The sequence below is a fragment of the Pseudomonas sp. 01L34 genome (assembly GCF_056400265.1).
This window is the reverse complement of sequence record NZ_JBFTSX010000001.1, coordinates 997,857-1,022,101: the sequence shown is the minus strand read 5'-3', so window position 1 is coordinate 1,022,101 and position 24,245 is coordinate 997,857. Positions and strand designations below refer to the sequence as shown.

Annotated in this window: 13 protein-coding genes and 1 tRNA gene; 1 reads left to right on the top strand and 13 read right to left on the bottom strand. The window is 60.4% G+C overall.

The window, feature by feature from the left end:
- From AC1DQM_RS04465 to AC1DQM_RS04445, 5 genes are all read right to left on the bottom strand, one after another.
- A partial coding sequence (locus tag AC1DQM_RS04465) for a DUF5801 repeats-in-toxin domain-containing protein (RefSeq protein WP_477745876.1) occupies window positions 1-2,864 on the bottom strand: 2,864 nt, incomplete at its 3' end.
- Window positions 2,865-3,161: 297 nt separating this feature from the next.
- Entirely contained in the window at window positions 3,162-7,358 is a 4,197-nt protein-coding gene (locus AC1DQM_RS04460) for a DUF5801 repeats-in-toxin domain-containing protein (protein WP_230139057.1), read from the bottom strand.
- A 340-nt stretch (window positions 7,359-7,698) separates the two neighbouring features.
- Window positions 7,699-9,675 carry a metallophosphoesterase gene (locus AC1DQM_RS04455; RefSeq protein ID WP_230139032.1) on the bottom strand — a complete coding sequence of 659 codons (1,977 nt, stop codon included), beginning with the start codon at window positions 9,673-9,675 and terminating at the stop codon, window positions 7,699-7,701.
- 157 nt (window positions 9,676-9,832) lie between these two features.
- Window positions 9,833-11,572 (bottom strand): dipeptidase, encoded by a 1,740-nt coding sequence (locus tag AC1DQM_RS04450; RefSeq protein ID WP_230139033.1) that lies wholly within the window; start codon window positions 11,570-11,572, stop codon window positions 9,833-9,835.
- 154 nt (window positions 11,573-11,726) lie between these two features.
- Window positions 11,727-12,839 (bottom strand): CapA family protein, encoded by a 1,113-nt coding sequence (locus tag AC1DQM_RS04445; RefSeq protein WP_230139034.1) that lies wholly within the window; start codon window positions 12,837-12,839, stop codon window positions 11,727-11,729.
- Window positions 12,840-13,063: 224 nt separating this feature from the next.
- On the opposite strand from AC1DQM_RS04445, the gene AC1DQM_RS04440 reads away from it, so the two are divergent.
- Window positions 13,064-13,138, top strand: a tRNA-Gln gene (locus tag AC1DQM_RS04440).
- Between the two features lie 366 nt (window positions 13,139-13,504).
- Here AC1DQM_RS04440 and AC1DQM_RS04435 read toward each other — a convergent pair.
- From AC1DQM_RS04435 to AC1DQM_RS04400, 8 genes are all read right to left on the bottom strand, one after another.
- Entirely contained in the window at window positions 13,505-15,502 is a 1,998-nt protein-coding gene (locus AC1DQM_RS04435; RefSeq protein WP_018928889.1) for a peptidase U32 family protein, read from the bottom strand.
- Window positions 15,503-15,721: 219 nt separating this feature from the next.
- Window positions 15,722-17,194: a family 16 glycosylhydrolase gene (locus AC1DQM_RS04430; protein ID WP_230139035.1), complete on the bottom strand. Its 1,473-nt coding sequence runs from the start codon at window positions 17,192-17,194 to the stop codon at window positions 15,722-15,724.
- A complete protein-coding gene (gene galE / locus AC1DQM_RS04425) occupies window positions 17,191-18,255 on the bottom strand; it encodes a UDP-glucose 4-epimerase GalE (RefSeq protein ID WP_096480326.1) in 1,065 nt (354 codons plus the stop codon). Before galE ends, AC1DQM_RS04430 begins: the two co-directional genes overlap by 4 nt.
- A gap of 83 nt (window positions 18,256-18,338) precedes the next feature.
- Window positions 18,339-19,757 carry an oligosaccharide flippase family protein gene (locus AC1DQM_RS04420; protein ID WP_230139036.1) on the bottom strand — a complete coding sequence of 473 codons (1,419 nt, stop codon included), beginning with the start codon at window positions 19,755-19,757 and terminating at the stop codon, window positions 18,339-18,341.
- Between the two features lie 13 nt (window positions 19,758-19,770).
- Window positions 19,771-20,724: a glycosyltransferase family 2 protein gene (locus tag AC1DQM_RS04415; RefSeq protein WP_230139037.1), complete on the bottom strand. Its 954-nt coding sequence runs from the start codon at window positions 20,722-20,724 to the stop codon at window positions 19,771-19,773.
- A 17-nt stretch (window positions 20,725-20,741) separates the two neighbouring features.
- Entirely contained in the window at window positions 20,742-22,055 is a 1,314-nt protein-coding gene (locus AC1DQM_RS04410; protein WP_192350254.1) for an O-antigen ligase family protein, read from the bottom strand.
- Window positions 22,052-23,164 carry a glycosyltransferase gene (locus AC1DQM_RS04405; protein ID WP_230139038.1) on the bottom strand — a complete coding sequence of 371 codons (1,113 nt, stop codon included), beginning with the start codon at window positions 23,162-23,164 and terminating at the stop codon, window positions 22,052-22,054. Before AC1DQM_RS04405 ends, AC1DQM_RS04410 begins: the two co-directional genes overlap by 4 nt.
- On the bottom strand, window positions 23,161-24,240 hold the full coding sequence (locus AC1DQM_RS04400) for a glycosyltransferase (RefSeq protein WP_111453159.1): 1,080 nt from the start codon (window positions 24,238-24,240) through the stop codon (window positions 23,161-23,163). The genes AC1DQM_RS04405 and AC1DQM_RS04400 overlap by 4 nt, the downstream gene beginning before the upstream one ends.
- Between the last annotated feature and the right edge of the window lie 5 nt (window positions 24,241-24,245).

The window sequence follows — 24,245 nt, the reverse complement described above, 5'->3', positions numbered from 1 at the left end:
GTCAGGGTTGGCTCCGTGCCAGTGGTGCTGATGCTCGGTCCGTCGTCCTTGAACACCAGGTTCTGTCCAATATTCAGGGTCGTATGAGCGCTGTCGCCATCCTTGTCGGTGATGGTTGCGGTCAGGGTCACCAGATTGTCCGAGGTCAGACTGGTCGAATCGTCCGGATTGGTTGGGTCTGGATGTACTACGGCCCGTTGCTGGTCGAGAGTGACGTCACCGTTGGCGGCGACACTGACGGTGAACACCAGCAGGTTGGTGGTGGCGGTGCGGCCTTCGACCACGGTGCCGTTGAGCGACAGGTTGACGGCCTCACCGGTGGCCGTATCGGTCAGTCCGGAGGCACCGGCTACCACGCCCAGCGCATAAGTCAGCGTGCCCGCACCGTCAGCGCCAAATGCCGAGCTGAAGTTAGCCGCGAAGCTCTGGGTGGCGTCGGTGGTCAGTACCGTTTCATCGACCGTCAGGGTTGGCTCCGTGCCAGTGCTGCTGATGCTCGGTCCGTCGTCCTTGAACACCAGGTTCTGCCCGATGTTCAGCGTGGCATGGGCACTGTCGCCGTCCTTGTCGGTGATGGTGGCGGTCAGCGTCACCAGGTTGTCCGAGGTCAGACTGGTCGAATCGTCCGGATTGGTTGGGTCTGGATGTACTACGGCCCGTTGCTGGTCGAGAGTGACGTCACCGTTGGCGGCCACACTGACAGTGAACACCAGCAGGTTGGTGATGGCGGTGCGGCCTTCGACCACGGTGCCGTTGAGCGACAGGTTGACGGCTTCACCGGTGGCCGTATCCGTCAGCCCGGAACCGCCTGCTACTACGCCTAGGGCATAGGTCAATGTGCCCGCGCCATCAGCGCCAAACGCCGAGCTGAAGTTGGCGGCGAAGTTCTGGGTGGCGTCGGTGGTCAGTACCGTTTCGTCAACCGTCAGGGTTGGCTCCGTGCCGGTGCTGCTGATGCTTGGCCCGTCATCCTTGAACACCAGGTTCTGCCCGATGTTCAGCGTGGCATGGGCACTGTCGCCGTCCTTGTCGGTGATGGTGGCCGTCAGGGTCACCAGATTGTCCGAGGTCAGCGTCTTCGAATCATCCGGATTGGTCGCGTCGGGATGCACCACGGCGCGGATCTGGTCGAGGGTGACGTCACCGTTGGCGGCGACACTGACAGTGAACACCAGCAGGTTGGTGATGGCGGTGCGGCCTTCGACCACGGTGCCGTTGAGCGATAGGTTGACGGCCTCACCGGTGGCCGTATCCGTCAGCCCGGAACCGCCTGCTACTACGCCTAGGGCATAGGTCAATGTGCCCGCGCCATCGGCGCCAAACGCCGAGCTGAAGTTGGCGGCAAAGTTCTGGGTGGCGTCGGTGGTCAGTACTGTTTCATCGACCGTCAGCGTGGGTTCCGTTCCGGTCGCACTGACGCTCGGCCCGTCGTCTTCGAAGATCATCTTGGAGCCGATTTCGGCGGTCGCGCTAGAGGCTTGGCGCAGCGAGAAGCCGCCGATATCAAAATCGGCGTGGTTATCGCCTCTGGCGTCGAGGGCCGCGCCGTTCTCGACGAGCACGCGGTTGTGATCCGATGTCGTGGTGTATTCAATCTGGTAGCCGGCTTTAACGCCGGTAATGGTCGCAACCCCACCCGTGATGCTGATGGTGATGGTCGGATCATTCACCGAACCGTCGGAATTTTCGATCACCAGCCCGGTACTATTGTTGATGACTTGAACATTGGTGATGGCAACCGGCGTGTCATTCGCATAGCCGTTGACGAAATTCGCGCCAGGTTCAGCTGCGGTGTTGAATGCGCTGACTTTTACCACGGCACTCTTGCCGCTTTGCAACTGCACGATGTCGAAATTGGCCGATGTCGTGTTGTAGACGCTGGTAAAGTCGATGTTGGACTCAACATCGGCTTCGGTCTGACTGAGGTTGGGAACGGTCACATCCTGCCGGGCACCGGTGACGAACGAAAAGCGGATGCCTTCCTGTTCCGTAATCATCTGGTTGTTGGTACCGATGGTGGTCGGCCCACCGCCCTGGCTGGTATTGATCGTGTCGCCAGTGTTTATCTTGGCGCCGCTTGACTCGTCTGCGGGGTCCTTGCCGGTGGCGATGATGGTGGGATCGGTGATCCGCATGACACCACCATCATTGACAACGGTCGGGTTCGCTTTCGTGAACATCAGGAAGAGGTTCTGACCGGAGGGCGCACCGGCCAGGCTGAATCCCAGGTCCTGAGTGACTCCGATGAACACCTTATCCTGCAGATTGAGCGAATCATCGGGGTTCGTTGCATCTGGATGCTTGAGCGGTTGGTACTCCACGGTCCAGATCTTGCCGCCCGAGACCGGTGATCCGGTTTCTTCGATATAGCCAGCGAACACTATCGCGCCGGCTGGGCCCCCGGCGCGGCCCACCACGATGTTATTATTGCTCGTATCCGTATAGAGAAGGATGCTGGTGCCATCGAGGGTATCCAGTCCGCTATCCAGGCCATTGAGCGGTGCGCCAGTGCTGTCGACGAAGCGGATATCGGTAACCCCGGACGCGTTGGTGAGGGTGAATGCATTGCTGCCGGTGTTGCCCGCGGCACCTGTATAGCCGCTCAAGGCCGCACCCGTTGCGGTACCTGCACCCAGTGCGGTCAAACGGGTAGAGAAGGCCGAGGGCAGAGACGCCAGCAGAATGTCGTTGTCGTCAGCGTCTCCCGCGGGGCTTGGCGTGGCGGTGAGGTTCTGCAGCCCGGCCGTTTCGTCCAGCGTAACGTTTGCGCCGGGCGTCACGCTCAGGGCGTTGGCTGTAATCGACGTTAAGTTGAGGGAGGTCGGATCGCTCGTTAGCGATGAGTTTTGCTCGCGAATAGTCATGACGTTCTCCTGAGCAATTACGGTCATCGAGGCCTGACCATTGACCTCTACAACTATGACTAAGCGCTGGAGATTGAACATTGGCCGATACTCCCATGCGGGATAGGAGTTTCGGCCTAGCTGTCCTCGTTGGTGGCCTGCTGCATGTCGTTCTCGTTGTTTTCTGCCGTGTTTAAGCCTTGTGGTGTTTGAGAGCCCACAGCGAATTCGATCCGTGCCGATCTCATTTTGGCACTGCAAAAACAATGCGAGGGTGGTTTTCGCCACCCTCGCATTCTTTTACGCGCACGCGCTGCCTCAGGCGCTGCCATGGACAATGTCGGTATTCAGAACATCAACCCCGACCAAGGTGATGGTCGTGATTTGTCCGCCCGTTTCGGCAATCGTCACGACGCTGTTGGCACCGCTGTTGTCGATCGACTGCACAACGGCGCTCTGGTCGCCGTTGAGCACCAGCGTGTCGCGCAGCCCTGCGCTCGCATCGAAGCCGGTGATCTGGTACTTGTTCTGGGTGAGTGACAAATCGACGTTGAAGGCATCCCGCTCACCGCTTGTGCCCACCAGCGTGAAGTCGAAGGTGGCGCCCAAGTCGTTGGCGAACAGGTTGGCGTCGAAACCACTCGTCGCCGAGTCCCCATCCTTGTCCGTCAGCGTCGCGTTGAATGCCAGCTTGATATCGCTGGCCAGGCTTTCGGTCGGCTGAATGAACTCGATCACCGGGATCTTGACATCGCCTCGGCCCATCGTGAGCTGAACCGCGTCAATCAACTTCGTGCCTTGTTGCTGAACGAGGAAGGACACCTGTCCGCCGGCCTCCGGTGTCACGGTGTTCACCTCGATCAGGTTCGAGAACGTGCCATCCTCGTAGTAGGCCCTGTAGTACAGGTCTTCGGTTGCCGTGTTGTAACCTCCCACGGAGTTATCGATGAAGATCTTCATGCCCGCCAGCAGGGTCTCCGGATTGATCACGAAACTTTCATCGGCAGCGCTGATGGCCACCAGGTTGTCTCCCTGGAGAATGTTATTGCCGACGCCGATGCCGGACGTGCTGACGTTCATGGCAGCCGGGTCGATGTACGAGGGCAGGGGGGTGGTCTGTAGCTGGGCTTCGGTGGGGTCGGGTTTCCCGACCCCGATGCCGGTCAGGATGTCCGAAGTCGACGCCGTCGCCTTCGCGGAAAAGAACACAATCTCCTCGGATGGCGAAGGAATGGTCGGCGGATTCTGCGGTGGGATCAACAATGTGCGCACTGGATCCGGGCCGCCGGCACTGAGTGAGCCGTCGGCACTGCTCAGCACGATCTGCGAACTGAAGCCTTGCACCAGATCCAGTGTATAGGTGCCATTGGTATAGGCGGTCAGCGTGTAGTCGACGCTGGTATTCGCGGTGGCGGCGTTGTTGTCGAAATCACCGGTCAACGTGCCTGCGAAATGGTAGGCGCCATTGACGTCCGGTGAGGGCGACTGCTCGGTGAGCGTGCCGGTCCCGGTGGTGGTCGTGTTGTCTGGCCGGACGAGGGTGAACTGGTTATTCACCAACGAAATATCCAGCCCGGTTGCCCCCAGCCCGTCGGCTCCGTTTGAATGATCCCAGTACCCTTGTTGTGGAAGGATGCTACCGGTCCCGATCAGGTTGCCGAAGGCAAGTGTAGGGCCATCGTCCTTGAACACCAGGTTCTGGCCGATGTTCAGGGTGGCCTGGGCGCTGTCGCCGTCCCCATCGGTCTTGGTCGCTATCAGCGTCACCAGGTTGTCCGCCGACAGCGTCGTCGAATCATCGGGATTGCTGGCGTTGGGATGCACCACCGCGCGGAGTTGGTCGAGGGTGACGTCGCCATTGGCGGCGACGCTGGCCGTGAACACCAGCAAGTTGCTGGTGGCCGTGCGGCCTTCGACCACGCCGCCGTTGAGCGACAGGTTCACCGCCTGGCCGCTGGCCGTGTCGGTCAGCCCGGAGGCCCCCACCACCACGCCCAGCGCATAGGTCAACGTGCCCGCACCGTCGGCGCCAAACGCCGAACTGAAGTTGGCGGCAAAGCTCTTGGTATCGTTGGTTGCCAGCACCGTTTCGTCCACCGTCAACGTAGGCTCCGTGCCGGTGGTGCTGATACTCGGACCGTCGTCCTTGAATACCAGGTTTTGTCCGATGTTCAGGCTTGCCTGGGCGCTGTCGCCGTCCTTGTCGGTGATGGTTGCCGTCAGGGTCACCAGATTGTCCGCGGTCAGGGTCTTCGAATCATCGGGATTGCTGGTGTTGGGATGCACCACGGCGCGGATCTGGTCGAGGGTGACCTCACCGTTGGCGGCGACGCTAGCGGTGAACACCAGCAGGTTGGTGGTGGCCGTGCGGCCTTCCACCACGCCGCCGTTAACCGACAAGTTCACTGCCTCACCGGTGGCCGTATCGGTCAGCCCGGAGGCACCCACCACCACGCCCAGTGCGTAGGTCAGCGTACCCGCACCGTCGGCGCCAAACGCCGAACTGAAGTTGGCGGCGAAGCTCTTGGTATCGTTGGTCGCCAGTACCGTTTCGTCGACTGTCAGCGTTGGCTCGGTGCCGGTGGTGCTGATGCTGGGGGCGTCATCCTTGAACACCAGGTTCTGCCCGATATTGAGGGTGGCATGGACGCTGTCGCCGTCCCCATCGGTCTTGGTCGCCGTCAGCGTCACCAGGCTGTCCGAGGTCAGGGTCTTCGAATCATCGGGATTGGTCGCGTCGGGATGCACCACGGCGCGGATCTGGTCGAGGGTGACGTCGCCATTGGCGGCGACGCTGACGGTGAACACCAGCAGGTTGCTGGTGGCCGTGCGACCTTCGACCACGGTGCCGTTGAGCGACAGGTTGACTGCCTCACCGGTGGCCGTGTCGGTCAGCCCGGAGCCACCCGCGACCACGCCCAGGGCATAGGTCAGCGTGCCCGCACCGTCAGCGCCAAACGCCGAGGTGAAGTTGGCGGCAAAGCTCTTGGTATCGTTGGTCGCCAGTACCGTTTCGTCCACCGTCAGGGTCGGTTCCGTGCCGGTGGTGCTGATGCTCGGCCCATCATCCTCGAAGATCATCTTGGAGCCGATTTCGGCGGTTGAGGTGCTGGACTGCAGCACCTTGAAGCCGCCAATGTCGAAGTCAGCATGCGTCTTGTCGCCGTTCTTGTCGGTCAGCAACCCGGCGTTCTCGATCATCACGCGGTTGTGGTCGGTCGCCGTGCTGTAGGTGATCTGCGAGTCGGTCGGAACACCGGTGATCAGCACCGTGCCGTCGGCGTTGTAGGTGATGACGGCGCCGCTGACGGTGGCGCCCGCGAACGTCTTGACGGTGACACTGCCGTTGATGATCGCGACCTTTTCGGTGCTGTCGTTGGCGTAGCTGTTGACGAAGTTGACACCGCTCTGCGACCCGCTGACGTTGTCGGCGTTCTTGACGGCGGTGAGCAAGAGCTTCGCGGTGGTGCCGCCGGTCTCCTGCACGATCTTGAAGGTCGCGGAGCGGGCGCCGAAGTACTGGGTGAAGTCGATGTTCTGTTCGACACCCGCTTCGCCCGGGCTCAGGTTGGGGACTGTGAAGTCCGCCTTGGCACCGGTGACGAAGCTGAAGCGCAGGCCTTCCTGTTCGGTGATCGCCTGGTTGTTGGTGCCCAGGGTTGTGCTGCCGCCGCCCTGGCTGCTGTTGACCGTGTCGGCGCTGGTGATGGCAGCACTGCTTGCCGACTGATCCAGTGGATCCCTGCCGGTGACGACGATCGAGACACCGGGAATCCGACCGTTCGCATCGGCCGTCGCGCCCGCGGTCGTGAACATCAGGAACAACTGCTGGCCCGACGGCGCTTTGTCCAGACTGAATTCCGCGTCCTGACCGGCGCCGATGAACACCTTGTTCAGCAGATTGACCGCATCGTCGGGGTTCGTCGCATCTGGATGCTTGAGCGGTTGGTACTCCACGGTCCAGATCTTGCCGCCCGACAGCGGCGACCCGGTTTCTTCGATATAGGCTGCGAACACGATTGCGCCGGTTGCGCTCCCGGCTCGGCCCACCAGGATGTTGTCGTTGCTCGTATCCGTATAGAGAAGGATGCTGGTGCCATCGAGGGTGTCCAGTCCGCTGTCCACACCATTGAGCAGTGCGCCAGTGCTGTCGACGAAGCTGACGTTGGTAATGGTTGCTCCGGGGTCAGCGCTGACGCTGAACGCATTGCTGCCGGTATTGCCCACGGCGCCGGTATAGCCACTCAAGGCCGCACCCATTGCGGTACCTGCCCCCAGTGCGGTCAAACGGGTAGAGAAAGTCGAGGGCAGGGAGGCCAGCAAAATGTCATTGTCGTCAGCGTCTCCCGCGGGGCTTGGCGTGGCGGTGCTGTTTTGCAACCCGGCCGTTTCGTCCAGCGTAACGCTCGCGCCAGAGGTCACAACGCTGAGAGCGTTGACCACTGAGTCGAGGGTCGGAATGTATAGGGGGGTCGGATCGCCCGTTAGCGATGAATTTTGCTCGCCGGTAGCCATGACTTTCTCCAGAGCAATTGCGGTCATCGAGGCCTGACCGTTGACCTTTGGTCGCAACTATGGAGAAGCGCCGGGGAATGCGCATCGTCCGAAACTCCCACGCGGAGTGGGAGTTTCAGACTACTTGGGAGGGGAAAGGGGAGGAGGGCGCGAAGGAGTAGCGTCGCATATTACGTTTGTGAATGAGCACAAGACGGCGGCGTTCTAAGGCCGCCCAGGCGTTAACCGTGGGCGCGCCGAGCTGAGTTTGAGTCAGCTCGGTCGGCCGGGATCACGCAATGACACGGGTATGCCGCCAGCGTCATTCAAATCTAATCCTTGTTCATGGAGGCAGGCGAACTCATGAGCTGGTTCCTCCCCGCCGAATCACGATGGGCTGCTCGATCAGCCGCAGTTCGAGCTCGCCCGAGGCCGGTACGAAGCGCGGGCCAGTGCTTTCAGGCGTTGCCCGCAACCTCCAGGTGCGCTGCACCTTCGCCAGTTTGGCGACTCCCGACGCCACGGACCAGCGCCGGCAGACCTTCTCCAGTTTGAGCGGGTAGATGGTGAGTTGGTCGCCGTTGAAGTGCATGCGCAGAAAGCATTTGTGGTCGGCGATGCGTTGCGAGGAAAAAACCACTTCGCTATGTAGCCCCCATAAAGTGTTGGCCATGACCATCCAGGCACCGAATAGCAGGCCTCCCAAACTACCACCGAGCACCAGTGTCCCCACCAGGAACAACAAGACCTGGAGCAGGTTTTCTACCTCGAACTGCAAGTAGTGGATGTTGATACGGCCCATGAGCCACAGCAGCCCGATCGCCAGTCCCAGGTGAAGCAACCCGTGAACGGCCCCGACGCCATAGGCAAGCTTTCGGGTGCGTTTGACCCCGGCGGCTGAGAGCACTGCGCAGCCCAGCACAATGGTCACGGCGAGCATCACCGACGAAGGACTGTGTGCCAGGACCAGGACCAGCTGTCGCCATACCTCGCGCAGGTTGGGAATAGAGGCTTCGAGGCCAGACAATACCTCGACCAGGCTGCGATTATCGCGCGCCGGATGGGGCACCTTGCTGGCGCTTTCTACCATCCAGTCGAACAGCAAGTACAAGATCGCCAGCATGCCGCAGAACGAGAGGTTGTGGGTGGGTAGCCGCCATGCCCGGTTACGCAGCTGCTCGGAGGTTTTTTTATCCGGGTAGGTTGCCGCCAGCTCGTAGTGCTGCGGCGTTCCGCCGACGCTGATCGGCTCCGGCGGATCTGGAAGTTGATGAGTGCCATGCAGGAAGGCGCCACCGCCTCCGCAGGTGATGCGTTGCGGTGCCTGGCTGCCGGCTTTTGGCTGGTAGCGCGCGTAGTGGTGCGAGTCTCCGGCCAGGACCACCGCCAAGTGGTCACCCAAGAGCTGTTCGATCTCGCGCAGACTGCTGAAGCGCAGGGTCTGGGTCTCGATCGAGGGCAGGGTCTTGCGCCCCACGCGTGCGAGTCGTTCGGCCTCATCCACCCAGCTCGGCTCGGGTGTACAGAGGATCACGCGGTCGCCTGGCTGCAGTTTGGCGCGCATCTCTTCGAAGTACTGCTTCTGCTGTCGGTCGATCATCGACTCCAATTGCAGGTCCAGGCCCCAGATCCACCAGCCATTGGGCAGCTGCAGCACGTAGTAACTGGTGTGTTGACGGGTTTCCCAGCCGCCGATGGGCTTCTGCTCGCAAAACAGTTGGGAGAACCCGCGCAGGCCGTCATACCAATCGTGGTTGCCGGGCGTCGCCACTATCCACGGTGCACCTGGCTGCGGCACGGGCTGGTCCTGCTCATTCGGGCGTACCTTGGGGACCGGCGCGGGAAAGGCAGCGCGGAAGGGATCGAGGAAGCGGGTGCGATAGCCGGATTGGGCCGGTGTAGGGTAGACCTGATCGCCGCCGAGCAGCAGCACGTCGCCGCGCGGCAGCGTGAGCTTCGGCAACTTGACATCCTGGCTGACGCACAGCGCCATGGAATAGGTGGAGTCCCAGCCATCGCCGGTATCCGCCAGATAGTCGATCCACACGTCACCGTCGGCAGCCACCTGGATGGGCGGGTTAGAGTCCCGGGGGTTGAGCATGGCCAACACATCGCGTGGGTCTGCGAAGGCACCCATGGTGGTGGCCGCGGCCGATTGCATGCCCGTGCGCATGAGCTGAAACGGGCCTAACCAGTTGACCATCGACTCCTGGGTGTAGAGCTCGATGCGGCTATTGGTCGTGGAAGATTGGGTGGCGTGGGTCATGGCGAGGAGCGCAGAGTGCCCCTCTTCAAAGTGTCCCTCTCCAGGGCGGAACTCAATCGATTGCTCCTTCATCGCCTAGCCTCCATTGCTGTAAAGAGTCCGGGTACATCAGGTGGGGTTTGACTTCTTGTCGGTTGATTCAGAATAGGTCAGTTATGCGATAACCGCCGGTTCATGGCAAGACGATAAAAACGATGGACCCGCCAGTATGACGGGTCCGGAAGGGGGATCAGAGTGTCGGCAACTGCCCGATGCGACCCATCATCTCGGTCACGATCTGCAGGTCCAGCAGGAACTGGTCGACGGTCTTGAACTCGTTGTCGTTGTGGCCGGTGTATTTGAGCTCGGGCCTTGCCAAGCCGAACTGCACACCGTTGGGCAGCTCATGGACCGAAGTGGCGCCGGCTGAGGTACCGAACTTGTGTTCCATGCCAAGGTTCTCGCTGGCCACCGCCAACAGTGCCTTGACCCATTCACCTTCGGGGTTGCGGTACATCGGCTCGGCGATCTTGTAGTCGAAAGCCACTGCAATGTGAGTCTTCTTGCTCCAGGCACCCAGCCTTTCGGCTATTTCAGCCTTGAGCGCTTCCGGGGACTTGCCCTTCGGCACGCGCAGGTTGACCGCAAGCTTGAAGGCTTTTTCATCCATCCCGACATAGGTCAGGGAGGTGGTCAGCGGCCCCATGAAGGCATCGGAAAAACCGACCCCCAACTTGCCGCCCAGGTAGTCCAGTCCCCAGTTGTCGACGGCATAACGGGCGGCGTCGGTAATGTGGTTGCGCTTGAGCGCGACCTTGCCGTCGAGGCTGTTGATGAAGCCCAGCATCCGTGCCACCGGATTGATGCCTGACTCGGGCTCGGAGGAGTGGGCGGAAACGCCGGTGACCGTGAGCTTGACGTCCTTGCCGACGACCTTGGCGGTCACCTCGAAGTTGCCGCCATTGCGCTTGGCATAATCGCTACCTGCCTTCTGCAGGCTGGCGGCCAGTTCGGCGGGCTTGTCAGTCACAAGGGTAGCGACCGACGTTGACGGAATCTGGTTGGTTGCCAGGCCGCCCGTCATTGAGGTGATTTCGACGCCCTTGCCCTGAGCGCTCCGCAGGGCAAAGTTCGCCATGACGGTGCCATAGCCTTTCTCGGCAATCACCACCGGGTAGCCGCCATCCAGCGCCAGGTTGTAGTTGGGTGTCGGGTTGTGTTCGAAGTAATAGGGGATGGCGTCGCCGGTGGTTTCCTCGGTGGTGTCTACCAGCAGCTTGAAATGGCGAGCCAGCGGCAGCTTCTCTTCCTTGATGATCTTCATGGCGTAGAGCGCGACCACGATGCCGTTTTTGTCATCCTCGGTGCCTCGGCCATACATACGGTCGCCGACCAGGGTGACCTTGAACGGGTCGAGGCGGGTGCCGTCTTTCAAGACCCAGTTCTCCGGCGTCACGGGCACCACATCGGCATGTGCGTGAATGCCCACGATTTCGTCGCCAGCCCCTTCGAGGGATATTTCATAGACTCGGTTGTCGATATTGCGAAAGTTCAGGTTGAAGGCCTGGGCCAGGCCCTTGAGCTTGTCGCCGATCTTGATGAATTCAGGGTTGTCGTGTTGGGCCACGCCGTCCACGCGGAAGGTCGGGATGGCCACCAGTTCGCGCAAGGTCTCGGTAGCAGCGTTGCCGTACTTCACCCGCGCATAGAGGCCAAGCAGGCGATGAATCTCGTTCTGCTGTTCAGCGGAAAGGGGCTTGTTGCCCTGGAAAGCACTGATTGCCGGGCCGAGGTTGCCGGTTTTGGCAAGCTCGCTCTTGGCCAGGCGTTCCAGGAACTGCCTGAAATCCGTTACCGATGCATCGCTGAAGGTCTTGAGGATGGTCGCGCTCTGTTGCGGGGTAATGTTGGCGTGCGCTGAGGTGGTGAACGACGAAAGGCTGGCCAGCATCAGGGTTGTCGCGGCCAGTTGCTTAAGTGAAAAGTCCATTGCTGGGGGCATTCCTTTGCAGGTGGTTGGTAGGAAATATCTGATTGATTAGTCAGAAACTTTTCCAAACTAACACCAAGAGGGAGTAGTACGGGAGTACCTGAAGTGCGATCTGTCGCACAGAAATGCAAAAGCGACGCAGAAATGAAAAAGCCTACCAACGCAACTCGAAGGCATTTTGCGCGCCCGTCTGGAGGCTGCTGCCCAAGCGTTTGCACTCGCGAGAAAGGGTGTCTTGCAGCCATTGACGGTCATCCCCTTCGGCGTGACAGAGGCGAAAGCGCTGCAGGCGAGTGGGTATCAACTCCAGCGTCTCCAGGCGTCCGTCCGGGGCCAGCGAGACAAAGTACAGAAGCCCCAGGTCGCCGCGATAATCTGCGTGGCCCTCGATGCCTTCGTAATCGTTCAGCAGATCCCCGCAGCCATAGAGAATCAGGCGCTCGCGGTACACCTCGATGCCTTTGACGTGGTGCGAGGAATGGCCATGCACCACGTCAACTCCGGCCTCATCGATCAGGGCATGGGCGAACCGGACCTGCTCCTGCGGGATCTCGAACCCCCAGTTGCCGCCCCAATGAATGGAGGCCAGCACCCGATCCCCCGGATTTTTGTACTTGAGAATCCGTTCGGCCACAGGGCGCAGGCTTTGCATCGACAGATCTTCCAGCCGCGCGACGCCCGCGCGGCTATCCGTGGCGGCCCACTGCGGTGGAATGCCGCTGTCGGGAGCGCCGAGGCCAAACACCAGCAAGCGCTGTCCGCCAGACAACGGCAGCACGGCGGGCGCTTCGGCAGATTGTCGGTTGAGCCCGGCGCCGGCACTGCACATGCCGTTGTTCGCCAGGGTGGCCAGCGTATCGGCCAGGCCAGGCACGCCCCAGTCCAACACATGGTTGTTGGCCAGCACGCAGCAATCGATGTCGGCGGCACTGATGGCCGGGAAGTTCTCCGGGCTCATGCGGTAATTGATGCCCTTTGGCTCCGGTCGTCCGCGGCGGGACACCGCTGTTTCCAGGTTGATGATGCGTGCGTGTGGCTGGCGAAGTTCGAACTCATCCAGCGCAACGCCCCAGATATAGGTGAAATCGACCGGGCGGGGAATCGGGCCATTGTGTCGTTCTGCCAACCGGACGTAATCGCCGGCTTTCTTGACGTAGTCTTCGTAAAGCCGTGGATCGCCAGGATGCGGCAGCACTGCGTCGATGCCTCGGGCGGTCATGACATCGCCGGTGAGAAACAGCTTCAGCGTATCGGTAACGGCTGCCATGGCACCCTCCGGATATCCCGAATAGCCTGGATCAACAGTAAATCTCTGTTTTAAAACAAATTAGTTTGTTTTTGGGCTTCCCAGATGCAGCGAAAGTTGATAAATTTCCGCGCGTTCTTGCAGAGGCCCTTACGGGGCTTGCAGCGTAGGGACGCAGCAGCTCGATATTGCTCGCAAGCTGCACATTCAGAAAGAGAGTGCCAGGCACTCATCGCAACAGCTACAGGGGCGTCGCCAAGCGGTAAGGCAGCAGGTTTTGATCCTGCCATGCGTTGGTTCGAATCCAGCCGCCCCTGCCATTTTCCTTACACCTATCCAGATATGACTCAGCCGGCAGTATTGCGCGAGTCCAGGATGGTCGTGTTTACGAGAAACGCCAGTGCCGATTCGGCCTGGCGTTTTTTTGTGTCGGTTAAATACCCCTCTTGGTGTAATGCTGTTCACTTAAGCAATTTCAGCCGCGACGCATTCCTTGTAGCAGCTGCCGAGCTCGCGAGGCTGCGAAGCAGTCGTAAACCCTGAATGCACGGTGCGCCTGACGGACCGCAGTGCCTGATTTTACGACTGCTGCGCAGCCGAACGCAGGCTTCGGCAGCTGCTACAGATCGCATTACGGATTAAGTGAACAGCGAGCGCGACGCCGTGGCGGCGCGCTCGCCCGTCACTCAGTGGGGCGCGCGAGGGATGGTCTTGAGCAGGTCTTCAGGGCTGATGTGCCCGACAACCTGCTGCACGCTGCCCGGTTGCGGCAGACCAAGGATGTGCCCCTTCATCTTGCCGATCACGTGCATCTCGCAAGGCTTGCAGTCGAACTTCAACGTCAATACCTCGTCACCGTGCACCAGCTGCATCGGCGCGACCTTGGTGCGCACGCCGGTGACGCCCTTGGCCTGCTTGGGGCAGAGGTTGAAGGAGAAGCGCAGGCAGTGCTTGGTGATCATCACCGGCACCTCGCCGGTCTCCTCGTGAGCCTCATAGGCCGCGTCGATCAGCTTGACGCCGTGACGGTGATAGAAGTCGCGGGCTTTCTGGTTGTAGACGTTGGCCAGGAACGACAGGTGGGACTCCGGGTACACCGGTGGTGGATTGGTCTCGGCCTTGCGACCACCCCGTGGGTGGGCTTCGATGCGGGCCGCGGTCAGCGCTTCGATGACTTCGCGGCGCAAAGCCTTGAGCTGCGAGTTCGGGATGAAATACGCCTGCGGTGCATCCAGCTTGATATCCGTGGCGTGGTATTGCGTGGTGCCCAACTGGCCGAGCAAGTCGTGCAGTTGCTCCAGGGCCTGTTCCGGCTTGTTGGCCAGGCCGAATGGACCGTCGAGGGCGACATTGGCGCTGACACCTTCCTCGCTGGTGGCGGTCAGTTCCAGGCGATCCTCACGCAGGCGAGCGACCCAGGCCAGACCCACCCGGCGCTCGGCGGAGGTCTTGAGCAGGGCTTGCTGCCAGTTGTGGTCGAGGTTGCGGCTCAGCGGGTGATTCGGCCGCAACTGGTGCAGCCCCTTCGGCATTTCGTTGGGCTCGACACGGTAGCGGTAGCGCTTTTCACCGTCCTCTTCGAACTCGCCTTTCGGCTCGGCGATGTTGGTACGCCAGCCCACCACCTCGCGCTTGACCAGCACATTGAGGCCGTCGCCGTTGGACAGCGGTTCGTGGGTGACCACCAGCAGGTCGCGCTTGCCGACTTTCTCCACCACGCCCACCGGCAGGCCGGTGAAGGTCGGCGAGTCGAAGGCGCCGATATCGATCTTGCGCTCGCTGACGAAGTAGTCGGTGCTGCCGCGATGGAAAGTCTTGTCCGGATCGGGCAGGAAGAAGTGCGCGGTGCGGCCGCTGGAAGCGCGAGCCAGGTCCGGACGGTCTTCGAGGACGTCGTCCAGGCGCTGGCGATAGTAGGCGGTGATGTTCTTCACATAGCCCATGTCCTTGTAGCGCCCCTCGATCTTGAACGAGCGTACACCGGCTTCCACCAGCGCGCGGATGTTGGCGCTCTGGTTATTGTCCTTCATCGACAGCAGGTGTTTTTCGTAGGCGATCACACCGCCTTTTTCGTCCTTGAGGGTGTAGGGCAGGCGGCAGGCCTGGGAGCAGTCGCCACGGTTGGCGCTACGGCCGGTCTGCGCATGGGAGATGTTGCACTGGCCGGAGAACGCCACGCACAGCGCGCCATGGATGAAAAACTCGATGGCCGCGTCGGTCTCGTCGGCAATCGCGCGGATCTCCTGGAGGTTCAGCTCGCGGGCCAGTACCAGCTGCGAGAAACCGGCCTGATCGAGGAACTTTGCCCGCGCCAGGGTGCGGATGTCGGTCTGGGTGCTGGCGTGCAGCTCGATCGGCGGAATGTCCAGCTCCATCACGCCCAGGTCCTGGACGATCAGCGCATCGACGCCAGCGTCATACAACTGGTGGATCAGCTTGCGCGCCGGCTCCAGCTCGTTGTCATGCAGGATTGTGTTGATGGTGGTGAACACCCGCGCGTGATAGCGACGGGCGAATTCCACCAATTGGGCGATATCGCTCACCTCGTTACAGGCGTTGTGGCGGGCGCCGAAGCTCGGGCCGCCGATGTACACCGCGTCGGCGCCATGCAGGATGGCCTCGCGGGCGATGGCCACGTCGCGGGCGGGGCTGAGCAATTCCAGGTGATGCTTGGGTAGGGACATGTTTTTTTAGTCTGGCTTGTCACGGTCAAGGTGCGCATTGTAGCGGCGAAACGCCTGACCGGCACCCATGTGCTGCCCGATGGCGTTTGTCCGCTGAGCAACACGAATAACCATCGGCTTCATCCCTTGGCCGAATCCGATGGCTGATGTAGTGAATCTGCCGCTGAGCAAGGATGGAAGGGGAAGGATCAAATTCAAAGACGCTGGATCAAGACCCGGCTATCGACCGCGCCGCCACACCTTGAGGTAGTCCACGCTGAAAGTGGAGGGCAGATCGGCGTCGTCGACAACGCCGAACCAATTCCACATGGCCTCGCTGTCAAAGTTGATTTGCATCGGGAAGAACCAGTGGGTGTTCTTGGCCTCTCGCACCAGGACGCCGTCTACGTACCAGCGCAAGGTGTCGGGTTGCCAGTCAAAACCGTAGACATGAAAGTCGCTGGCCAGGCGCCACGGGGCGATCCAGCTGCTGCCGTCGCTGAGGTGGGCGGTGCTCTGTGGCGTGGCCCAGACATGGGCGTTCATGTTGTATAGGCGGTCGAAGGCGGCGCCCTTGGTCTTGCCGCCGATCTCGAATATGTCGATCTCCGTGGCATTGTCGGCAAGCCCCGTCCACGCTAGCCAGAAGGCGCTGGAACCCGCCGATTCCATGGGTTTGGCGCGGGCTTCGTAGTAGCCGTAAAAACTGCGCTCGATCGTGCGGACCATCGCCGAGCTATAGCCTTGGTAACCCAGCCGAACGTACTTTTGCGGCACGTTTTCCTTGCGGAAAACGATGTTCAGATTGCCATCACTCAGGTAGGCATTGTTCGGCGTGAACAGCGCCGGTTTACGCCCGAGCGATTCGGTGCCCATAGCATTGTTGACGTGCCAGCGACTGGTGTTAAGGGTCGCACCGTTGAAGTCGTCGGAAAATTGGCTGTCCACCCTCCATTGGCCGACATTGGCCTGATCGGACAACGGCAGTTCGGCATTGATCCGCTGCGGTACAGCGTCCAGGGGGCCGATACGGGTCCAGGAATTGGCAGCCTTGGGGATAGCGAGGGACCACTTTTGCGCCAGATACTGAAACACGCGCTGCCGTTCCTCCAGAGAGGCCAGGTGACGGTCATACACCAACACTTCCGCGATGTCGCCACGCAAGTCTTCAGTGCTACCGACCACATTGCGCCCCACCGCAAACGGGCCTATAGGTACGTCGTTGAGTTCCAGAACAAACAGGGTTGGATCGTAGGCGGTGGGCTGTTGCACGCTGATCGCGAAATTCGGTGCCACGTTGTCGTTTTCAGCGATCCACGGGCGCGAGCTGAACAGCCGCTGCCAGGTCTCGCCGCCGCTTTGCCCGTTCACTCTGCGTGACACGATCAATAAGGTCATGGGGCCTTTTGCGGCACGAATTGTCTTGCCAAGGAACGCTGACGAGCCACTCAAACGCACCACCGAATGGCCATTCATGGCGTCCTCCACACGCAGCGGAAGTGCGGCGCCTGCGGCATCGTCTACGGTAACGTCATTGGATTTGCCGGACTTGTCGTGCCACCGCAGGAGGTGGTTCTGGGCATCGAAGGTCATTTTTGAAGCATCGGCAGCATCGAGCCACAGCACCAGGCCGTTGGCCAGCGGCGGGGGAGTGCCCCCCGACGCGTAGCACACAACCGATACCAGGGCTGCCAAAAGGATGTACCTGCTCATACCCATTGCTTTAACACAATCGATGCGGCCAATCCGGGTTGGGAGCGGTATCCGTGCGGATTACACATTTGCCATCGCCAAGTGTCGATGATCATCTGCATCAGGTCGCGCTGTGCGTACCAGCCCAGATCACGCCCTGCCTTGGTGGGGTCGGCCCAGCATTCGGCGATATCGCCGACACGGCGCGGCGCGAACCGGAACGGGATGGTAATACCGGTAATGTCCTCGAAGCTGCGGATGATTTGCAGCACGCTGTGGCCAATGCCTGTTCCCAGGTTCCAGACGTGGATACCGTTTCTGTTCTGCAACGCCCGCAACGCTTTGAGATGGCCTTCGGCAAGGTCGACCACATGGACGTAATCGCGCACGCACGTTCCGTCGACGGTGGGATAGTCGCTGCCGTATACGGTGAGTTCGGGCATTTGCCTCATCGCGACTCGTGTCAGGCAAGGCAGCAGATTGTTGGGCTTGCCATTGGGGTTTTCCCCGATCAGCCCGCTATCGTGAGCACCAATCGGGTTGAAGTAGCGCAGCACCGCAATGCTCCACTGCGGATCGGACAGGCACAAGTCGGTGAGCAACTCTTCGATCAGCAGCTTGGTGCGACCATAGGGATTGATCGGTTTGCCTGTGCCCAGATCTTCAATGAGCGGTATCTGTCGGGGAATGCCATACACGGTGGCCGATGAGCTGAACACCAGTTTGAAGACCTCGAATCGGGCCATCGCATGGCAAAGATTGAGCGTACCAATGACATTGTTGGCGTAATAGTCGAGCGGCTTTCGAATGCTTTCCTCCACGGATTTGAGACCGGCAAAGTGCACCACGGCATCGATGTCGTAGCGGCTGAAGATATCATCGAGCAGGTGGTTATCGCGGATATCACCTTCAATGAAGTCGACTCGCTTGCGAGTCAGATACTCCAGGCGCGCGAGCGATTCGCGGCAGCTGTTACACAAGTTATCGAGGACCAGCACCTGTTGACCGGCGTCAATCAGGGTCAGGGTGGTATGCGAGCCGATGTATCCGGCCCCGCCGGTAATCAACGTGGTTTTGTGCATGATGAGGCGTTCCTGTCACAAGGAAATTGCGCGAGTCAGGAGAATGTGGTCCGGGTAGGAGAAAGGTTGTCGGGTGCGTCCTCTCAGCGGGTGGTGAAAACCGATTTGAATTCTTGCAGCCAGCGCGGATGCATCACGCTGTACGCCACGGCATAGCTCAGCGCGCCAACCACGATGCTGCAGAACAGGTGCAGGTAGCCTTGAACACTCAATCGGGAAGAAACCATCAGGACGATCGCAGCCATGACCAACGAGGCAACCACGCTGCGATAGTTGGTTTCGAAAAACAGCCGCCAGTCATAGCCGATTGCGCGGTTCAATCCGCGGATTTGCAGTGGCGTGATGATCGCCATCCGGGCTAGCAGGGCGAGGGCGGCGGCCATGCCGCCATAAAGGCTGCCGAAGCTATAGACCAGCGCCAGTGCCAGTACGGAGGTTGCCACTTCGGCCTTGATGGTCAGGTGGCTGCAATTGACCGCGACCAGTGCGGTTGTGGCGTACATGGCGGTATTGCCGATGGCTGCCGTGCACGCAAGCACTTGCAGCAGGGGAATGGCCTCGGTCCATTTGGCGCCGAAGATCAACAGGATCAGGTCATGCGCCGTGAGTGCGATGCCGATGAACAGGGGCGTCAGCAGGAAGCCGCTGACGGCGGTCGAATCGCTGATGATCGCGCGCAACCGCGAGGGATCGGCGCTGCGCCGGGCAAACACCGGCAGCGCATAGCTGATCAGGCCGTGATAGATCGCCGTGCGCGGCAGATCGATGATGCGCATCGCCATGTTGAACATGCCTACCGCGTTGCTACCGGCCGTCATGCCCAGGATGACGGTGACCCCGCGCTGTAGCGTTTGCGAACTCAGCGCGTTGATGGCAACCGGTGCGCCGGCCTTCAACAGTTCGCGCAGGAGCGGGCCGTCAATGCAAAAGGCAATGCGGCGCGGGTCTGCACGCATCAATACGACAATGGACACGAACTCCATGATCAGTACCTGGGCAATGACCGCCCAGGCCCCCAACCCCCAAAGCGCGACAGCGATGCCACCTACGCCACCACACACTTTGCCCAGTAACGTGCGCGACGCCAACATCCTGAAGTTGCCGCTACGGCGCATTTGCGCCACATAGACCCGCGCCATCATGGTGAACAGGATTTTCACCGAGGCCACCGCCGTCATCCATCGCAGCACCGGGTCGGGTGTGTACAGCGTTACCGCGCCCGAGATGACGACGATGGACAGCAGGCTGACGAGTACCGACGCCCAGAAGGCTGTGGCGATGTGTTTGTCTTCCAGTCGTTCGAGTCGTACCAGCGGGTCTTCCAGAACCGAGGAATAAATCATCCCGATCAACTCGACGACGGCAATGATGACCGTGCCCACACCCAACTCTGTGGGCGACAGCAGCCTGGCATACGCGACAAAGGTAATCATCGACAGGAAAATCAGGCCGAATTTCTCGGTGAAAATCCAGATCAATTTAACCAGACGATGATTGGCCATGGCGGATGCCGGCTCAATGAGCGGTGGTGGACGCAGGTGCCTTGCGCAATGATTGGACGCATGCATAGAGGAAGCGCAATGTCGGTTTGCCGTTCCTGAAGATCAGCGCTTGCCAGGAATACTCCAGCATTCGCCGGTACACACCGATCACTTGGGTGTGCTCGCCTCTGCGGGAAAACAGTTCGAGAAAGTCGGAGAGGCTGCCCAGCGCGAAATCGATCCGTTGCTGCTTGCTGAGCTGCGCGCCAAAGTGGGCGAGGAACGCTTCGATGAACTTGATCTTGTACGGGTAGTACCGTGTCGGTTGCGCGGTCATGTTGGCGCTGTTGACCATGCGCTGCAGCAGCACCTCTGGCACCGTATGGACCTCCCAGTGTTCGGCGATCCGGGTCCACATGAAGCGGTCTTCGGAGTAACGCAGGCTGGCATTGAAGCCGCCGAGTTGCATGATCACGTCGCGTTTGACCATCGCGGAGGACACGCCATTGAGGACGTTGGCGCGGATGAAATCGTCGAAATGCCTACCGTTTTTTTGCCGGTCTTCCAGTATTCGCCTGCCATCGCTGTAGTCGTTATGCACGTAGCAATCTATCAGCCCCACCGGCCGTCCCTGACGATCCAGTTCTTCAAACAGTGCCACTTGTTGCTCCAGCTTTCGCGGATACCATCTGTCATCGGCATCGAGAAACGCCACAAGAGTCTCTTCAGTGTGCTGCAGTCCGTGGTTGCGGGCGCTGGCCTGGCCTTCGTTGGCTTGATGCAACAGCGTCAGGCGAAACGGCGCCGCGAAGTCCCTGACCCGTTGGGGTCCATCATCGGTGGAACCATCGTCGATGACGATGACGTGATCGGGCAGTCGCGTTTGCCCGGCCACGGACGCCAGTGTTTGCTCAATGCTGTCGGCGCCGTTGTACATCGCGATTATGACGCACACGGTATTGGGTGAAGGGTGGGCTTGGTCTGGCATGGTTATTTCTCCTTTCGTTACGCCTTGGCTGAATCGCGCGGCAATGCCTCGCCGGACGGACGCTGACGCAGGGTTGCTGCTGACAACACGGGGTATTTCGCGTGGTGATGCCGAAAGGACAGGGCCAGGACGCAGAACACCAGAAACTCCGCCGAGCGGTAGTTGGGCACGACATACGCTACATAGTTGGTGAGCATGAATGATCCGACGATGACCATCGCGCTGACATGAAACCGTGCCGATTGGTCCGCCATCACGGCCCGATAGTGTTTTAGCAGTGCCTCGATCAGCATGAGGAGCAGCGCTATCAACTGAACGATACCGCCGTTCAGCAAGGTTTCGATGTAGCCGTTGTGGGCATTACCGATGTAACCCCAGCGGCTGATAAAGACCTCGGCGCTGGGGCTGGACCAGAAGGCGCCGAAGCCGTAACCCTTGAGGAACTCGGCGTCGATCAGCGGTGTGAGCAGGTCCCAGATCAACGTGCGGTCGGTGAGTGATGGATCGCGACCGGTCAGCTCCAGCAGCAGCGTGTAGTTGCCGTAGAGAAAGAAACAGATCAGCAAATAGACGATCGTCGTGCCGAGGAATGCGGGCCATGAACGGTTGATGTGCAAACGGATCAGCGTGAGGAAGTACCAGTAGCTCACGGTGCCGGCAACAATCAGTGCTGTGGCGGTGGCGGATTGGGCCAGTGCAATCGCGATCAGCGAGAACAACGAGCAGATGATGGCCCAGGGATTGCCCTGACGGATCATCGGCAGCAGTAGCAAAATGGCGATCGCGTTGATCCGGGCGCCGGCATTTTTATCCGGGAAAATCCCTTTGAATGCACCCTCGCGAACACCGCCGTTAATGAAGGCGACATCGGGCCTGACAAGCGCCAGTATCAAGCCGAACAACGCAGCGGCGCCGATGAGACAGCCGAGCATGAAGGCGATTTTCTCGAGGCTGTAGTTGTAGGCGATGAAACCCGCAAAGAAGACCACGCTGATCAGCGCCACAAAACGTTTGAAACTTAACATCGGGTCGTGGGACCAACTGATCGATACCGCCAGGCAGAGCATGAACACCAGCAAGAAGGCGTTGTTCCTGTAAAAGCTTTTGCTGAGGAAGACCTTGTTGCGGATGAAGAAGAACAGCGGTACCAGCAGGGTGATCAGACCGCAAATCTGATTGACCGCGTTGCCTTCGAGGTCTTTTTCGGCCAAGTCCAGATTTGACGTATCCGCCAGCCCGGAAAAAAATCCGATCACCTGGATGTAGAACAGCACACCGAACAGCGTGAAGGCGTTGCGCAGCGTGCTGTACCTGACTTCCAGTGTGTTCATGACGACTGGCTCCCGAGTAGCGCATCGAGATAAGTTTTCGCCGCGCAAGCGCTCACGAAACGGGCGGCGGCATCGATGCGGGCCTGGCGATTTACATCACGCGGCAACGTCAGCTGCATCGTGATGGCCTGCGCCAGCGCGTCAGGGTCGTCGACGGCCACCAGCGGAGCGATCGCGCCATTATCGAGAATCTCTTGCGGCCCATAGGGGCAGTGAGTCGATACCACCGGAGTGCCAGTGGCCATGGCCTCGACCAGTGCGTTGGGGCTGCCCTCGAAACGCGACGACAGGACAAAGCAATCGGCCGCCGCCACTTCTGCCATCGGATCACTGGTATAGCCTGGTAAATCGAACCGGTCGGCCACGCCCACAGCAACCGCTTGTTCGAGCAATTGGGCCCTGAGCGCGCCTTCGCCGAAAATGATCAATCGGGCACTGGGATCGGGCAGTCGGGCGAAGGCGTCGATCAATACGTCAAAGCCTTTTTGTCGCGCCAGGCGGCCCACGGCGACAATCACCGGGGTGGACTTTTCCTGCAGCCAGCGGTGGTTTGGACGCGCCGGTGCCTTGTCGCGAAAATCGTTGTCGAGCACCGGATTGTCGGCGATGGTGACATCCTGGGGGCGGGTTATGGTGGTGTCGATCAGATCCTGGGCGACGCCGCGCGAGACGCAGATCACCGGATTAGGGATCAGTCGATACAGCAATGGTGCCAGCAGATACGCTGTGCGCACCTTCAACGCAGGGTTGACATATTTGTCATGGGAAAACGCGTTGCGCTCGCTGACATGCAGGCGCGCCAGCGTACCTGACAGCGCGGCGGCAGCGATGGCCACGACGTTGACGTGGGTGAGGGCGGCCAGTAGCGCGTCGAAGCGATTGTGGCGAAGAAAACGTGCCAGCGCCGGCACGGCCCTGGAGCTGCGCACGCTGTGCAACTCGACCTGTTTTACCCGTGGGTCGAGGTGCGCCGAGTTCACGCCGGCGCCAGTGAGCATCAGTAAAGTCACGTCATTGCCAGCATCAGTCAGCGCTCCAGCGAGGCGTGCCATCATTTTTTCGGCACCGCCTCCGCCCAAGTCCTGCAGAATAATCAGCAATTTTTTCATTGATTCCATACCTGGTAATACGCCTGCGCGGCGTATTGACTGGTGTACTGGCGGACTGCATCAGCGGCCACTTGTGCGTTTGGCGCAGCCTGGTCTTGCGAGGCCAGGCTGCGCAGCATTCCTTCGGCCAGCGCCGGTACATCATTGACCTTGACCAGTTGGCCGAGTCGGCCGTTATCAAGCAGCTCCCTGGGCCCGGTCTCGCAGTCGCAGGCCAGCACGGGCGTACCCAGCGCCAGGGCCTCGATCAGGACGGTCGGCAAGCCTTCATGAAAGGAACTCAGGATCAGCAGTCGTGCATGCCTGATCAATGGGTAGGGATTGCTCAGGAAACCAGTGAAATGCACACGGTCCTCGATGCCCAGGTGGTTTGCCTGCAATGTCAGCGCGGCGAGTTGCGGACCATCGCCAATGATCACCAGATCCGGCAGCGCGGCGCTGCTCAAGGCCATGGCATAGGCATCGAGCAGCAAATGGAAGCCCTTCGGTTCCACCAGCCGGCCCACTGCCAACCAGAACTCGGTCGGCAACCCTCTGAGCAGGGGCGTCTGCGCGGCGCTGAGCAGTTGTTCGGTGACCACCGCATTGGGGCAATAACGGATACGCTGGCGACCCCAGGGCACCAGATCGGCGAGGGCCTGATGCAGGCCTTTGGATACCGCCACCACCTGATCGTTGCCGCAGAGGTACAACCCATAGAGCAGGCGCAGGGTAGTGAGGCCTATTCTCTGCTCGCCGCAATCCAGTGCCGCGTGACGGGCGTAGATGACCTTGCATGAGCGACCCAGGGTGGCAAACCAGGTGCAGAGGTTGGCCTGTTCCTTGGCGGCGATAAGGTGGGTCACACGCTCGCGGCGGATAAGGCGACGCAGCACTCCGATCGACTTGAGCAGACCGAAGAATCCATTGCCGCCACCATTGAAGGTGGCCGCTTCTTCGTCGTCCGCGGTATCGCCGTTCATGACGAAGTAACTGACCCGCTGGCCATCCTTGAGAAACTGCCGGGCCAGGCGCTGCTGGACACGCTCCAGGCCGCCATCGGGCTTGAAGTCCTTGAGGATGAACAGGATATGCATGGTTG

Excerpts from the sequence above, each read along its gene's own strand:
- AC1DQM_RS04460 (WP_230139057.1), bottom strand. The coding sequence starts at position 7,358 with ATGGCTACCGGCGAGCAAAATTCATCGCTAACGGGCGATCCGACCCCC.
- AC1DQM_RS04415 (WP_230139037.1), bottom strand. The coding sequence starts at position 20,724 with ATGCCAGACCAAGCCCACCCTTCACCCAATACCGTGTGCGTCATAATC.
- galE (WP_096480326.1), bottom strand. The coding sequence starts at position 18,255 with ATGCACAAAACCACGTTGATTACCGGCGGGGCCGGATACATCGGCTCG.
- AC1DQM_RS04450 (WP_230139033.1), bottom strand. The coding sequence starts at position 11,572 with ATGGACTTTTCACTTAAGCAACTGGCCGCGACAACCCTGATGCTGGCC.
- AC1DQM_RS04445 (WP_230139034.1), bottom strand. The coding sequence starts at position 12,839 with ATGGCAGCCGTTACCGATACGCTGAAGCTGTTTCTCACCGGCGATGTC.
- AC1DQM_RS04410 (WP_192350254.1), bottom strand. The coding sequence starts at position 22,055 with ATGAACACACTGGAAGTCAGGTACAGCACGCTGCGCAACGCCTTCACG.
- AC1DQM_RS04430 (WP_230139035.1), bottom strand. The coding sequence starts at position 17,194 with ATGAGCAGGTACATCCTTTTGGCAGCCCTGGTATCGGTTGTGTGCTAC.
- AC1DQM_RS04405 (WP_230139038.1), bottom strand. The coding sequence starts at position 23,164 with ATGAAAAAATTGCTGATTATTCTGCAGGACTTGGGCGGAGGCGGTGCC.
- AC1DQM_RS04420 (WP_230139036.1), bottom strand. The coding sequence starts at position 19,757 with ATGGCCAATCATCGTCTGGTTAAATTGATCTGGATTTTCACCGAGAAA.
- AC1DQM_RS04455 (WP_230139032.1), bottom strand. The coding sequence starts at position 9,675 with ATGAAGGAGCAATCGATTGAGTTCCGCCCTGGAGAGGGACACTTTGAA.
- AC1DQM_RS04435 (WP_018928889.1), bottom strand. The coding sequence starts at position 15,502 with ATGTCCCTACCCAAGCATCACCTGGAATTGCTCAGCCCCGCCCGCGAC.
- AC1DQM_RS04400 (WP_111453159.1), bottom strand. The coding sequence starts at position 24,240 with ATGCATATCCTGTTCATCCTCAAGGACTTCAAGCCCGATGGCGGCCTG.